16 protein-coding genes and 1 riboswitch are annotated in these 14806 nt (G+C 36.3%); of the genes, 12 read left to right on the top strand and 4 right to left on the bottom strand.

Features of this window, described 5'->3' with window-relative positions:
- The 12 genes from HZB59_00080 to HZB59_00025 all read left to right on the top strand — a co-directional run bounded on the left by HZB59_00080 (position 1) and on the right by HZB59_00025 (position 12177).
- Positions 1 to 1131, top strand: coding sequence for a hypothetical protein (locus HZB59_00080; protein ID MBI5019819.1), 1131 nt, complete (start codon positions 1 to 3; stop codon positions 1129 to 1131).
- Between the two features lie 59 nt (positions 1132 to 1190).
- Positions 1191 to 1411: riboswitch (cobalamin riboswitch) on the top strand.
- 124 nt (positions 1412 to 1535) lie between these two features.
- A complete protein-coding gene (locus HZB59_00075) occupies positions 1536 to 3707 on the top strand; it encodes a TonB-dependent receptor (GenBank protein ID MBI5019818.1) in 2172 nt (723 codons plus the stop codon).
- Positions 3708 to 3787: 80 nt separating this feature from the next.
- Positions 3788 to 4312: a hypothetical protein gene (locus HZB59_00070; protein ID MBI5019817.1), complete on the top strand. Its 525-nt coding sequence runs from the start codon at positions 3788 to 3790 to the stop codon at positions 4310 to 4312.
- Positions 4313 to 4432: 120 nt separating this feature from the next.
- On the top strand, positions 4433 to 4894 hold the full coding sequence (gene dut / locus HZB59_00065; protein ID MBI5019816.1) for a dUTP diphosphatase: 462 nt from the start codon (positions 4433 to 4435) through the stop codon (positions 4892 to 4894).
- Positions 4895 to 4897: 3 nt separating this feature from the next.
- Entirely contained in the window at positions 4898 to 6142 is a 1245-nt protein-coding gene (locus HZB59_00060; GenBank protein MBI5019815.1) for an AI-2E family transporter, read from the top strand.
- Complete coding sequence (gene rsmI / locus HZB59_00055; GenBank protein ID MBI5019814.1) at positions 6139 to 6858, top strand: 16S rRNA (cytidine(1402)-2'-O)-methyltransferase; 720 nt, start codon at positions 6139 to 6141, stop codon at positions 6856 to 6858. Before HZB59_00060 ends, rsmI begins: the two co-directional genes overlap by 4 nt.
- 137 nt (positions 6859 to 6995) lie before the next feature.
- Complete coding sequence (locus tag HZB59_00050) at positions 6996 to 8027, top strand: redoxin domain-containing protein (GenBank protein ID MBI5019813.1); 1032 nt, start codon at positions 6996 to 6998, stop codon at positions 8025 to 8027.
- A gap of 142 nt (positions 8028 to 8169) precedes the next feature.
- On the top strand, positions 8170 to 8508 hold the full coding sequence (locus tag HZB59_00045; protein ID MBI5019812.1) for a 4Fe-4S dicluster domain-containing protein: 339 nt from the start codon (positions 8170 to 8172) through the stop codon (positions 8506 to 8508).
- Positions 8509 to 8650: 142 nt separating this feature from the next.
- Entirely contained in the window at positions 8651 to 9493 is an 843-nt protein-coding gene (locus HZB59_00040; GenBank protein MBI5019811.1) for an MBL fold metallo-hydrolase, read from the top strand.
- Positions 9494 to 9543: 50 nt separating this feature from the next.
- Positions 9544 to 10476 (top strand): tRNA epoxyqueuosine(34) reductase QueG, encoded by a 933-nt coding sequence (queG, locus tag HZB59_00035; GenBank protein MBI5019810.1) that lies wholly within the window; start codon positions 9544 to 9546, stop codon positions 10474 to 10476.
- Between the two features lie 8 nt (positions 10477 to 10484).
- The gene (gene trxB / locus HZB59_00030) at positions 10485 to 11423 is read left to right on the top strand and encodes a thioredoxin-disulfide reductase (protein MBI5019809.1); all 939 of its coding nucleotides are present in this window, start codon (positions 10485 to 10487) and stop codon (positions 11421 to 11423) included.
- A gap of 289 nt (positions 11424 to 11712) precedes the next feature.
- Positions 11713 to 12177 (top strand): Hsp20/alpha crystallin family protein, encoded by a 465-nt coding sequence (locus HZB59_00025; GenBank protein ID MBI5019808.1) that lies wholly within the window; start codon positions 11713 to 11715, stop codon positions 12175 to 12177.
- Positions 12178 to 12233: 56 nt separating this feature from the next.
- Here the strand turns inward: HZB59_00025 and nth are convergent, their stop codons facing one another.
- The 4 genes from nth to HZB59_00005 form a co-directional block, all read right to left on the bottom strand.
- Positions 12234 to 12887 carry an endonuclease III gene (gene nth, locus HZB59_00020; GenBank protein MBI5019807.1) on the bottom strand — a complete coding sequence of 218 codons (654 nt, stop codon included), beginning with the start codon at positions 12885 to 12887 and terminating at the stop codon, positions 12234 to 12236.
- Positions 12888 to 13466: a cell wall-active antibiotics response protein gene (locus tag HZB59_00015; GenBank protein ID MBI5019806.1), complete on the bottom strand. Its 579-nt coding sequence runs from the start codon at positions 13464 to 13466 to the stop codon at positions 12888 to 12890. It abuts the gene before it with no gap.
- 124 nt (positions 13467 to 13590) lie between these two features.
- Complete coding sequence (gene dusB / locus HZB59_00010; protein MBI5019805.1) at positions 13591 to 14577, bottom strand: tRNA dihydrouridine synthase DusB; 987 nt, start codon at positions 14575 to 14577, stop codon at positions 13591 to 13593.
- A gap of 91 nt (positions 14578 to 14668) precedes the next feature.
- A partial coding sequence (locus tag HZB59_00005; protein ID MBI5019804.1) for a hypothetical protein occupies positions 14669 to 14806 on the bottom strand: 138 nt, incomplete at its 5' end.

Raw genomic sequence — 14806 nt, 5'->3', positions numbered from 1 at the left:
ATGAAGATGTACTTTAATCATCGAATTGTTTATGTGATTTTCTTAATCTTTGTCACCACAGCAATAAATTATGGTCAGACAACACAGAACAAATATGAGTTAACATTTCATGGTAGAGTGGATATTTCCGAGATGTATGATGACAACATACTTGATTATTCACCGCTAGATATTATTAAATATGATTTGACGAAATATAGTCCGTCGAATCTAAAAAAATATTCAATTGCGCGGATAAGTGATAATGTAACGAATCTTAAATTCAAATATGGGACAAAAATAAATATATTTAAAAATAATCCTACATCTCTAACTTTAAAATGGAACCAATATATTTATGGTGCCAGTAGCATCAGAAATTATAATTCTTATCAAATTGATTTAAAACAGTATTTTATAAGAAAGAATTATCTCAATATTACATATTCTAATCTGCCGCGTTTTTACTTGAGAAATTTCTGGTATCATCAAATCCCTGAACGTAATCCTTATCGTTTATTCTCGAGATATGTCGAAGCATTTTTAAATAAACAATCCGTTTCACTTAATGTAGGACGAAAATTTAACAAATTAGTGCAGTTTGAGGTTGGTTATGGTTATGCTTATTCAGACTACAATCGTGAATTCAGCGAGAGAAACAGCAGTGCCCATATCATTAAAGGGAATGTAGACATCAATCCAAGCCGTATCATCTCGTTTGATCTTGGCTATCAAAATACACTTTCTAAAGCGAGAGGGAGAGAAAATTATGATAGCACTATCTCCGATATCTCATATCGATCTAATGAAATAGAAATAGGATTTAATCTTCATCTTCGTTCAATCATAAAAATACCGATTAGTTTAAAATGCAATTTGAATTACGAATTTCAAAAATACCTTTCATCTAAGAATCCTATCGATACAGTCGACCGTTTAGGCAATCCACTCAGCTATGGGGATAAATATCATTATGGCCGAAAGGACAAATATTACAAACTATCGACTGAACTATCATACGATTTGACTAAGAAAATTGATTTATATTTTCTTTATCAATACTCACGAAATAAAACAAACCTGCCAGAAACAAACGACGCAGGCAGTTTCCAAACACATCAGGTTGGTGGGGGAGTTAGAATTAACTTTTAATTATTAAAATAGTTCTTGACTATCAAATCTATTTCACATATATTATTCAAAACTTGTTCTTTTAAATAATCAATGTTGGTGTTCCGTTGAATTGAAAAATTTAACCGGAACAGGGAATTCCGTTAAATTCGGAAGCTGCCCCGCAACTGTAATCCCGATCTTGTTTATGATGAGATTGTATATTCAGTCAATTATGGTCACTGTCATACGAAAAGTGTGATGGGAAGACTGACTGAGTATCGGGAAAGCCAGGAGACCGACCAGCATTTTGACCTCAGATTACCTTCGAGGGAAGGTTGCGGTAGTATCGATGATTTTATTGGTATGACCCCAACTTTTAATCCGCTTATGGCGATGAAGGTTGGGGTTTTTTATAACCTATAATCTATAGAAAGGGTTCATCGATGAAAATCGTTTTAATAATTGTTTCCACAATATTCTTTTATTCTTACCTGAATTCTCAACAGATATCTGCCGATTCTCTTATGACTTATTCAATGAAAGAATTTGTAGTGACTGCAACAAGGAGTGAAAAAAATATAAAAGATATCGGTAAAAGCGTATCAATAATTACTCGTGAGCAATTGAACGATTCTTTTATGAAAAGTTTATCCGGTTCATTGTCTTCAAAAAATAGCATATTCGTTGTCGGCGAGGGTCAAAATTATGGAATGAACCAGTCGATCTTTATGCGAGGCGCAAACAGTAATCAAACCGTGATTATGATCGATAATGTGCGGATCACAGATCCATCATCCGTAAACAACACACCTGATTTATCTGAGTTATCGACATCAAATATTGAGCGAGTTGAAATAGTTAGTGGACTGAACAGCTCACTTTATGGTTCATCTGCAATCGGTGGTGTTGTAAACTTGTTGAGCCGGAAAAAACAAGATGCAGGTTTAAATGTTGATCTTAATTTTGGTGCGGGCACTTTTGGTAAATCAACTTCATCATTGAATCAAGATCTATTTATAAACTATACATTCTCTGAAGGATTTTATATAAATACTGAACTGAATAACTTATCTGTGAAAGGTATTGATGCAACTGATGACACTGTTTTATCTTTGACAGATTTTAAAAACAGGGATCGTGATGGATTCCGACATCGTGATTTTACTGGGATGGTAGGTTATGTAGACGACATGTTGGATATTTACGCTTCGTATAAAAATACCGATCAAAAGAAAGATTTAGACAAACGGGCTTATATAGATGACGACAATTACAGTTTAGATTATTACAGGAATATATTTACCTATGGTTTATCGTATCGTATGATTAAGGAATTAGATCTGAGATTTGTCGGTGGATATACCGATATGAAAAGGACGGCGATAGATGATTCATCAAAAATAGATTGGTTTGGAAACTATGATCATTCGTATAACGATGAACGTTACAGGGGCAGTGTGTCTTCAAACGAAATTCAGGCAAATTATAAATCTTCTGAATTCGAATTATTACTCGGAGGGAGTTTATATAATGAAAATATGTCGTCAAGGCAATACATTTATTTAAACGGTAGCTGGGGACCATACGAATCATTAACAGATCTTGATACTCTCGATCTGGATGCATCAACGGCGAGCATTTATTCACATAGTATGGTAAATGGCAGTTTGATAAGTGATGAACTTGGATTATTATCACTCTCTTTCGGTTGGAGAATTCTCAAACACTCTTCCTTCGGTACAGAATTCGTTTATGAATTAAATCCATCAATAAAATTAACTCCGTTTACGTTATTGTATGGTTCTTATGGAACAGGATTTAACTCTCCTTCTTTATATCAACTTTATTCTCCGAATATCGATTATACATCGGGAATAACACGCGGTAATAAAAATATATTTCCTGAATATACTACTTCATTCGAGATCGGATTAAAACACTCGATCTTGGATCTGGAGTTTGGTATTTCCTATTTCGAGAGTAAGACTAAAAATGTGATCGAATATGTTTATCTGTGGGATAAGAACGTCGGCTTAGATACACTTGGGAACGACTGGTCTCGGAATGATTATCGGGGTGATACTTACCTAAATCTCGGAGATCAATCAATTAAAGGGATTGAGTTATCTGTCAAACAACAAATTAGTGATGAAATATTCATAGATGGTAACGTATCAATCGTTGATGGAAAAATTAAATACAATCCGAATGTTGTTGATCAGTCTGTCACCCAAGGAAATCATGTTCAAATCTTCGGTACAGGTGCATTCATGAATAAAGAATCGGAATATATTGGACTGGTTCGTCGTCCGAGCAGTGCAAATATCCGATTATCTTATTTACCGATTAAAGAATTATTTCTTGACATCAACTTAAAGTATATTGGACGAAGAGGAGATGTTTATTACGATTCAAATCTTGGTCCCTACGGCGCTCTAGGTACAATTCCTGTCGAAGATTATTCGATAGTAGATTTCTATGCAAAATATCTTTTCTCACCCAATGTCAATGCCGGTTTAAAGATCGAAAATCTGTTTAACACGAAATACAGAGAAATAAAAGGGTATTCTACTCGTGGAAGGGGGCTATATCTAAATCTGAATTTATCGATCTAAAAGTGTTATCTATTTGCATACAAAAAATGAAATGAGTATAATTCAAATATTAAAAAATAAATAAGCAGTAAGGAAATAATATGTCAAAATATATTTTCACATTCGCATTAATTCTGTTGGCAGCATTATCTCGTTTGCTACCGCATATGCCAAATATTTCTCCGATAACCGCAATAGCATTATTCGGTGCCGTTTATCTCGATAAAAAACATACTTTTGTTGTCCCAATAGCTGCAATGCTAATAAGCGATTATTTCATCGGTTTCCATTCGGAAATCATTTGGGTTTATGCAAGTTTTGTTATAATCGGATTGATCGGTTTATGGTTAAGAAATAATAATAGTATTATTAAAACAATTGGTGCCGCACTTGCCGGCTCGATCGTCTTCTTCATCGTGACTAATTTCGGCGTTTGGTACTCACCAATGTATTTGTATCCGCGCACGGTTGACGGACTTATCGCCTGTTACGTTGCAGCAATACCATTCTTCCGCAACACTGTGATAGGTGATCTATTCTATGTTGGTGCGATGTTCGGGTTGTATGAGCTTGCGAAAAGATTGATACCATCGCTTCAATTAAAAACAAGCAAAGTTATAAAATAAGAATAAACAAAGCCGACTATCAGTCGGCTTTTTAATTAATAAAAAGATTGAATTGGCAAGAAAATTCTGTATATTTATCAAATTCTAATATAAAACATCACAGTATAAAAAAGTTTAATAATGAATTCGATTTCAAAAATAAACATTCGAATCTCACGGGTAAATCTGGAGAACAACAATACACCTTTACCGTCGTATGCCACATCAGGATCATCGGGAATGGATATCTGTGCCAATATTGATTCAGATCTGGTTTTAAAAAAAGGAGAAACCGCATTAGTACCCACAGGTTTCATAATTGAAATCCCGCAGGGATATGAAGCACAAATCAGACCCCGTAGCGGACTTGCGGTAAAATATGGAATCGGTGTTCTTAACTCACCGGGGACTATTGATTCCGATTATCGTGGCGAAGTGAAAGTGATACTCACTAATTTCGGCAAGGAAGATTTCAAGATTAACAAGGGAGATAGGATCGCTCAAATGGTTATTGCCCCTGTTGTGCAGGCAAATTGGATTGAAGTAGAGTCGCTTGACGAAACAAAACGTGGTTCAGGAGGTTTCGGCCATACAGGTAAGTGAGAGATGAACTTGAAGGATATTGAAAATAAAGAAAGTATTAATAAAACTTTCGCGACTATTTTCTTAATAGCCGGTGTTGCATTTCTTTTTCTATTGATCTATCTGACGATACCCTTTCTTTCTCCGTTTGTTCTTTTCGGTGCTGTATTATTCCTCTTATTTCCATTTCGTCAAAATGAATATGTTAGAAGATTAATCTGGTTAACCACGATAATATTTATTATTTGGTTATCAAGCACGCTGATAGGTGTATTGATTCCCTTTATCATCGCTTTTATATTAGCATACATTTTAAATCCGATGGTAAATCGTCTTGAAAAGAAAAATATCCCGCGTTGGCTCTCCTCAATTGTCATTATGTCCGGCCTCGTGGGAGCTATAATTCTTTTCTTTATCATCGCGATGCCAATTGTACTAAATCAGTTTCAGAGTATGATAGGAAATATCTCCGGTTTCGTTCTGAACACGGTTGATTCGTTGAAGCAAGGTACACTCTTTGATTTGTTACGACAAGCCGGATTTCCCGTCGAATCACTTCGAGAAATCCTTGAAAAAGAACTTCCTTCCAGACTTGAATCAATATTGAAATCACTTTTCGAAGGAGCGTTTGGTCTCATATCCAGCATATCGATTATTATCACACAACTTCTAAATATTGTTATAATACCGTTTGTCGCATTTTATCTTTTAAAAGATTTTCCAGATGTATTGGATACCGTTCAATCATTTATACCTGAGAGTCAGAAACAAAAAATAATCAACTATTTTATTAAGGTAGATGAAGTATTAAGTGATTATCTAAGGGGTGCAATAATAGTTGCGATCATACAAGGTATTATTTCTACTATTGTTCTATCTTTATTGGGAGTAAAGTACGCGTTGGTTCTGGGAATCATGACCGCTTTGCTAGATTTTATACCATACGTAGGTTTGATTATCAGTATGATTGTAGCGACACTCGCGGCGATGTTCAGCGGAGATCCAATGACTGGAAGGGTAATAGGAGTTATAATTATGTATCTTTCACAAAAGATTTTTGAAAATACAATACTTGCTCCTAAAATCATCGGTGAAAAAGTTGGACTTCATCCGGTATTATTAATTATCTCACTATTTATTTTCTCACACTTTTTTGGATTTGTAGGATTATTAATCGCAGTGCCTACAACCGCTATCATTATCATGTCGGTTAAGTTATGGAAAGATAAGAAGATAGCGATATCAATATCGGAAAATATTTCTTCATGAGTGGAATACTTTATCTTGTCGCAACACCTATAGGGAATTGGGACGATATTACATTTCGTGCATTAAGAATTTTGAAAGAAGTTGATCTTATTGTGTACGAAGAACATCGTGAAGGAAGAAGGTTGATGTCTCGCTATGATGTTCCTGAAAAGATAGCTGAAATATTGAATGAGCATAATGAGAATGAATCGAGCGCACGAATCATCAGTTACCTGAAACACGAGAAAAATGTAGCTCTCATCTCCGATGCAGGAACTCCGGTGTTCTCCGACCCCGGACAAACATTAGTGAAAATGGCGATCGAAAATAATATAAATATCATTCCAATTCCTGGCGCATCCTCAATAGTGCCTGCGCTTATTTTATCTGGGTTTGCAACAAACGAATTTTTCTTTTATGGCTTTCTATCTCAGAAAAGAGAAATACGTTTAGGTGAATTACATTCCTTAAAATCTCAGGAAAGGACGATTATCTTTCTTGATGCGCCGTATCGTCTTGTGCAACTCTTAAGTGATATGTCGAAAGTTTTTGGGACAGAGCGGAGATTATGTATAGCATACAACTTAACAATGCCGGATGAGCAAATATATCGCGGAACGGCAGAGGAGTTATGTAACCGTTTTACAATAAATAAAATAAAAGGAGAATTCGTAGTTTTGGTTGAAGGGATCAGAAAGAGGAAGGATGAATTGGGAGGGATAAAGGATGAAGAATGAAGGATAAGAATTGAGATATTTGATATGAATTGTGAAAACCTTCGACTTTATGCATACCGTCCTATCATCGTGAACCAACGTCTATTGAACCTATAAATAAAAATCTCAATATTATTTTAGATAATTATTAATCGAATATGGAACTATTGCCTCAGCAATTTCGTGTACCTGAAATTTACGGTGATTACTGGCTCAACAGTGAACCTATAACACTTGGTGCATTACGCGGTCATGTTATACTGATAGATTTCTGGGATTATACTTGTGTGAAATGTATAAGAACATTATCATATCTCAATGAATGGTTTATCCGTTATTCAGATACAGGTTTAATTCTAATCGGGATTCATACACCTCGTTTTCCATTCTCGAGAGATCCAATTAATGTTAGAAAGGCAGTCGATAAATTAAATATAAAATATCCGGTTGTAATGGATAATGATTATTTAATTTGGAACGGATTTCGCTCGACTAATTGGCCAACAAAAATATTGGTCGACAAGAACGGATTTATCAGATATGTACATCCGGGAGAAGGGCAATATCAGAATTTTGAACATGCTATTCAATCTCTGCTGGCAGGGATAAATTATGATATTGATCTGCCAATAGTGATGGAGCCGATAAGAGAAACAGACCGACCGGGTGTAATTTGCTACCGAGAAACGCCCGAAATTCTAACGGGGTGGCAACGGGGAACGATTGGAAATGTTGAGGGGTATTCACCGGAATCTACAATTCATTACAAGGATCCGCGATATCATGTTGATGGCAGATTATATTTGGAGGGTGACTGGTTTAATGATAGAAATTATTTAAAGTTAAATACAACTGATCCGGGAGGCGGATATCTTACATTTCTTTATCAAGCCAAAGAGGTTGATGCGGTTATAAAACCTGAAGGGGAGAAAGGTTTCCAAGTGTTTGTAGTTCAAGATGGTATGCCGATTTCTAGAGGTGACAAAGGAGTAGATATTCGATACGATGAAGAAGGGAAAAGTTATTTTGTTGTTAATGATGCGCGCGTATACAATATCGTCAAAAATCGTGTGTATGGCGAACATCAGATTATGCTGACAACTCGCTCTAACGGTTTTGCTGTATATGCTATTTCGTTTGTTACCGATGTGATCAAAGAATTAGAACCGGCTCATTCGGTCGAAAAATAAGAGTCGAATTTCTTTGATTTTCATCCAACTTTTTCTTATACTATACATCAAGAAATTATCAATATTAGGTCAGACAGAATTTCTGTTGGTACCCATTATCTAGATTTAATCACTCAAAAGAATTCAATTTAGGAGATTTAGCATGGCAACAATGATCACCGAAGAATGTATAAACTGTGGCGCATGTGAGCCGGAATGCCCCAATACTGCTATATATGCTGGTGGCGCTCAATATGAGCTTAACGGTCAAATGTTTGATGCATTATCCAACGATTTTTATTATATCGTTCCGGAAAAATGTACCGAATGTGTAGGTCACTTTAATCAGGAACAATGTGCAGCGGTATGTCCGGTCGATTGCTGTGTCCCGGATCCAAATCATCCGGAGACTGAAGATGCGTTGCTCGCGAAAGCGAAGAAGATTCACCCTGAAAAACCATTTGCAGATTTGAGCGCTGAGAATTCACGCTTTAGAAAATAAAATGTTTGGGGAGACAAATAATTGAAGGTCGGTCATTTTAACCGACCTTTTTAATTTAACTTCACATCAGTTACACAAAACGAGAAAAGAACAAAATGAATAACTTCCAGTTGGTAAGAGAGTAACAATAAGAGGTGAAAACATGAAAATCGGATCCTACGAAATTTATCCAATTGAAACAGGGACGTTCTGGCTTGATGGAGGTGCGATGTTCGGAGTGATTCCGAAAGTTCTCTGGGAAAAAACGAATAATGCCGATGACCGAAACCGTGTTCAACTTGCGGCAAGGTGTTTGATGATTGTGGGAAACGGTAAAAGAATTTTGATGGATAATGGCAACGGAAATAAAATTACAGAAAAGTTCAGAGATCTTTACACGCTAGAAACAGAAACAGGTGAACTGCAGAGATCACTTGCAAAAAATAATATAAAAACCGATCAAGTTACAGATGTAATTTTATCTCATCTTCACTTCGATCACGCAGGTGGATCAACCTTAAACCAAAATGGTAAATTAATACCGGCTTTCCCGAATGCGAAATATTATGTCCAAAAAAAGCAGTGGGATAATTCTTTAAAACCAACCGAAAGAGATAGGGCAAGCTATTCTCAAAAAGATTATCTGCCACTTCAAGAACATGGAGTACTCAATCTTGTAGAGGGTGAAAAAGAATTATTCGATGGTATATCAGTATTAGTTTCAAGCGGACATACACCCGCACTTCAGATGCTAAAAATTACAGATGGAAGTTCGACTTTGTTTTATCCCGCGGACTTAGCACCATTCACATCTCATATTCCGTTGCCTTACATAATGGGTTTCGATCTTCAACCGCTGGATACACTGGCAGATAAAAAAAAGATATTCAAACAAGCAGTTGACGAAGATTGGACATTATTCTTTGAGCATGATCCGAAAATTGCTGCAGGAAAAATTAAGCTGACAGAGAAGGGCTTTGCCTTCGATCGCCCGATTAATATTTAGTTTTTAAGAATCTTTTTTCTCGATAAAGCATCAAATCGGTTTGAGTGTGAATGACTGAATTATCTGAAGATATTCGAGCACGTGCAAAAGATATTGGCTTTTCATTAATAGGTTTTGCCAACGCTGAACCTCTCATAAATGAAGGTTTGAAGCTTGACGATTGGCTAGATCGAAAATACAATGGGACCATGAGATGGTTGGAAAAAAAGAAGGATGAGCGAAAGAATCCTTTAAAAATAATGCCATATGCGAAATCAGTAATAGTTTGTGCGATAAATTATTATCAACCGGAAATATCAACGAGCAATAGCAAAGGTAAAATATCAAGGTATGCTTGGGGAGCAGATTACCACACTGTACTTAAAAGTAAACTAAAAGAATTATCGGAATTCATATCTTCGAAGCGTCCTGGTGCGCTTAATTATATTGAAGTTGATACCGGTCCCATTATGGAAAAAGTTTGGGCTCATAGGGCAGGTATTGGTTGGCAGGGAAAACATTCCATTATTATTAATCAAAAGTACGGTTCATGGATTTTTCTTGGAATAATATTAACCGATATTGAACTTCGATATGATCATTCCACCCAAGATATGTGCGGTTCATGCACACTCTGCATCAATGTTTGCCCAACGAATGCAATCGCAACACCGTATCTTCTGGATGCAAGCAAATGCATTTCGTATTTAACAATTGAACATCGGGGAGAAGTAAGCAAAGATTTATCGGACAAATATGATAATTGGATTTACGGTTGCGATATTTGTCAGAACATTTGTCCCTGGAATCAAAAGAATACTAATATCACTGATGAACCCGAGTTTGTACCCCGCGAATATTCAATTGGAATAGAGCATGAAAAAATATTATCAATGAATGAAACTGAATTCAATAAACTATTTGAGAACAGTCCGATCAAAAGAAGAAAATTAGAAGGGATGCAAGAAAATGTTCGGAACATTCTTCAAAATAAAAAAGAATAGGAGTATTTATGACAGAAAATCATTATAAAGTAATCATAATCGGTTCCGGACCTGCCGGTCTGACATCTGCGATTTATACCGGCCGTGCGAATCTAAATCCGCTGGTGTTTGAAGGTATTCAACCTGGGGGGCAATTGACGATCACGACTGAAGTCGAAAATTTCCCGGGATTTCCGGATGGTGTAATGGGTCCCGAGTTGATGGATTTGTTCAGGAGACAGGCAGAAAAATTTTCAGCAAAGACGCTGTTCCAGGATGTAACAAGAGTTGATCTGTCGGAACGACCGTTTAAAATTTATTCAAACGATAAAGAGTATACTTCAGATACACTTATTGTTGCAACAGGTGCCTCAGCAAAGTGGTTAGGATTGCCTTCTGAAAAAGAATATATGGGTCACGGTGTATCAGGTTGTGCAACCTGCGATGGATTCTTTTTCAAAGGTCTTGAAGTGGTAGTTGTAGGTGGAGGAGATACGGCTATAGAAGAGGCAACATTTTTAACAAAGTTTGCTTCGAAGGTGACCATTGTTCACAGAAGAGATCAATTGCGTGCGTCGAAAATAATGCAAGAGAGAGCAAAGAATAATACTAAAATTGCTTTCCTCTGGAATTCAGAAATAGTTGAAATTCTTGGAAAAACTGAAAGTGGAAAGAAAACCATCACCGGAATTAAAGTAAAAAATACCAGGACGGGTGATGTATCAGTGTTCGATGCGGGTGGATATTTTGTAGGAATTGGTCATCAACCAAATACAAAATTGTTTGAAGGGCAGCTTGAACTAAATCAAAGCGGATACATAATCACAAAACCCGGTAGTACATACACAAACATACCTGGTGTATTTGCCGCGGGTGATGTTGCGGATCATGTTTATCGACAAGCTATAACAGCCGCAGGTTCTGGGTGTGCAGCTGCCATTGATGCTGAAAGATTTTTAGAATCATAAAAAGGATATTTTATAATTTCTTTTGGTATTGAACGAATATTTATATTTAGTTACTGTCTGAGATGAAATGTTCTGCCATATTTTTGCCAGTTTGTCGGATGTTTCAGAAAATAGTCTGCTGTCATCTGACAAAATGGCAATTTATTTTTTAAAAAAATAATTTACCCTTCATAATTCTTTCATTTATTAGATAATATTTCTGGCACGCGAGTTGATTTATTATTTCTTGAAATTCATAAAAAGAAGAAACATAATTAAAAAAATATATTATTGAGAAAGGAATCGAGTTATGACATTAATCAGATGGAATCCGTTAAGAGATGTCTCAGCATGGCATCCTGTATCATTCGAAAACATGCAAAGGGAAATAGATAGAGTGTTCAATAATTTCAGGAGTGACATTCTAGGTGTGGAAGGATCAAAAACACTTATGCCCGTGGTTGATATAATCGAACGGGAAAATGAATATAATATCAAAGTTGAACTCCCGGGTGTTGAAAAGAAGGATGTGAAAATCACTGTCCAGGATGATGTTCTTACAATTAAGGGTGAGAAGAGACAGGAAAACGAAAGAAAAGGTGATAATTATCATCACGTTGAACGATCATATGGTATATTTCAACGCTCATTTCCGCTTCCGACTTCGGTTCAAGGCGAAAAAATAGATGCTTCTTTTGAAAATGGAGTATTATCTCTTACAATCCCTAAACTTGAGGAAGCCAAACCGAAAGAAATAGAAGTTAAGTTAAAGTAATTACGTAGACAAAAAGAAGAGGTGGCAGGATTTGATTTATCCTGTCACTTTTGTTTTTATAACCGGGACGGACAGTAACGTGCTATTTTACAACCGGGACATAATGGTTTTCTGGATTTACAAATGTACCTGCCATGCAGGACAAAAATATTTCCAAAAGTTATCCAGTCTTTTTTTGGAAAGAGAGTCATCAAATCCCGCTCAATATTTTCGGGTGAAGATTGGTGTGAAAAATGTAATCTAATAGAAACACGCCTAACATGTGTATCAACTACGATACCTTCTGTCTTTTTAAAATAATTGCTCAATATTACATTCGCGGTTTTCCTGCCTATACCCGGTAGTGTGAGAAGTTCTTTCATCGTTGAGGGAATTATACCGTTGAAATCGGAAATTAATTTTTGACATGTCTGGACGATATGCCTCGCTTTTACATGATAAAAACCTGTCGATTTAATCATCATTTCTAAGTGATTTACATCGGCATTTGCATAATCTTTTACCGAGTGATATTCTTTGAATAACTTTTCCGTTACTAAGTTAACTCTCTTATCAGTGCATTGAGCAGAAAGAATTGTGGCAACAAGTAAATCGAGTGCAGTTCGATGATTTAATGCGGTTTCGTCTTCAGTATAACTGCGTTTTAAAATATGAAATATTCTACCGGCTCTTTGTGTCTCCTCCGGATGAATAGTATCAGTACGAATCATTTATTCAACTCTGACATCACCTAAAACTTTCGTGATCCTAATAATCAATTTTCCGGTCGCAGATTCATATTCGGGAGTTTTTGTACGTAAGTCGGAGGAAAAACCATTTTTACTTTGTCCGAAAATCATCAGCGATCCAAGAGTAGAATTTGCATTTATAGTTACCGCCGAACCTTTCGGGAGTATGATATTAGTATCGCCAAAAACACCGTGAATTTTTAGCTCATGCTCACCGTCTGACCAGGACGCACTTGTCAGATCAACCGAGCAATCCCCGAAAACAGTCGAAATAGATCCTCCTTTAAAATTTGTAGATGATATTTGAGAATTCACATCGCCGAAGACATTCGATTGATGAATAATATCTGATGAATATTGTTGATTGACAACAGAATTATTAATTTGAGTAGTTGACGATCGTTTTTTCCCCGGGTTGATTAAAATACTCGCGCCCCAAAATATCAAAATCAATGGCCAGTAATTGCCTATGATTTCTCCGAAATCGGCAACGTCTAAATTATCGAGAAGGAAAAGGGTACCGAATGTTATTAAGACCAATCCTCCAAATAAATTTCGCATTTTATAAAATCTCTTTCTAAAAAATATTTATTGAATGATAATAGATTGTTCGGGATTTATTGTATATCTGATTTACGATTGAAGTTAATCTATGTTACAAATTATTATTCTATCTCTAAAGTGTTTAATTATTGAATTCATCCAAATGGAATCCTTGATTTTGATACTCAAGCAATTTATCGATAATAGGTGGTGCTTCGGTGAATTCCATCAATTTCATCCTAAGTTTCGAAATGTTCGGTGCATCGCGAAGATAGCCACTGTAGTGTTTGCGGATTTCTAAGCATGCTCGTCGTTCTCCTTTAAACTCGACTGAATAATTTAAATGTTCAATTAGAAGATTTACTCTTTCGGATAGGGAGGGAGGTGGCAATAAAGTCCCATTTTCCATAAAATATTTTATCTCTTTGAAGATAAAAGGATTGTTGATCGCTCCACGCGCAATCATGATGCCATCGCAACGTGTGGATTCAAAAACCTGATTTGCGATTTGTGGGGTTGTAATTCCTCCATTAACGATAATTGGAATTGATACAACATCTTTAACTGATGAGATCCAGTTGTAATCGGGAGAACCGTCGTGCCCTTGTGATCGAGTACGGCAATGGATTGTAACTGCCTGTGCACCTGCATCCTGAATGATTTTTACGGTTTCAATAATTTCAATCGATTTTTCATCCCAACCGAGTCGCGTTTTTACTGTAACCGGCAAGTCAACTGCCTTTACAACAGTGTTCACGATCTTGTAAAGATTTTTTAAATCCTTAAGTAAACCGGCTCCAGCGCCATGTCCGACTACATTTCGGACCCAGCACCCGGCATTGATATCTATCAAGTCTGGTTGAAGTTCTTCGGCAAGTTTCGCCGCTTGTTCCATAGAAGAATCTAAAGCACCATACAATTGAATACCGATAGGTCGTTCTTCCGGGAAAAATGTCATTTTCTTTTTGGCTTTAGCCGAATTGCGGATTAATCCTTCTGAATTAATAAATTCCGTGTAAACGATGTCGGCGCCGAATTTTTTACATAATAGTCGGAAAGATATATCTGTGACTTTCTCCATCGGTGCAAGGGCGATTGCTTTATTTATATCGAATAATTTCTTAGTCATATTGTTTAATTAAAATATACGTAGAAATTATTTGGGAAATAAAAAAGCCTGAACCATTTAATGTTCAGGCTTAATGATATGATGAAATATTTTACTTCATCAGCATAATTTTTTGAACAGCAGAGAAGTTATCGGCAGTCATACGGACGAAGTAGATACCAGTAGGCACAACCTGATTGTGTGCATCTACGGCATTCCATTCCATCTGGTATGAACCGGCTTCTTGTTC

Source organism: Ignavibacteriales bacterium, assembly GCA_016214905.1.
Classification (GTDB): Bacteria; Bacteroidota; Ignavibacteria; order UBA10030; family SZUA-254; genus PNNN01.
The sequence above is the reverse complement of the archived record's forward strand: the minus strand, read 5'-3'. Positions and strand labels throughout refer to the sequence as shown.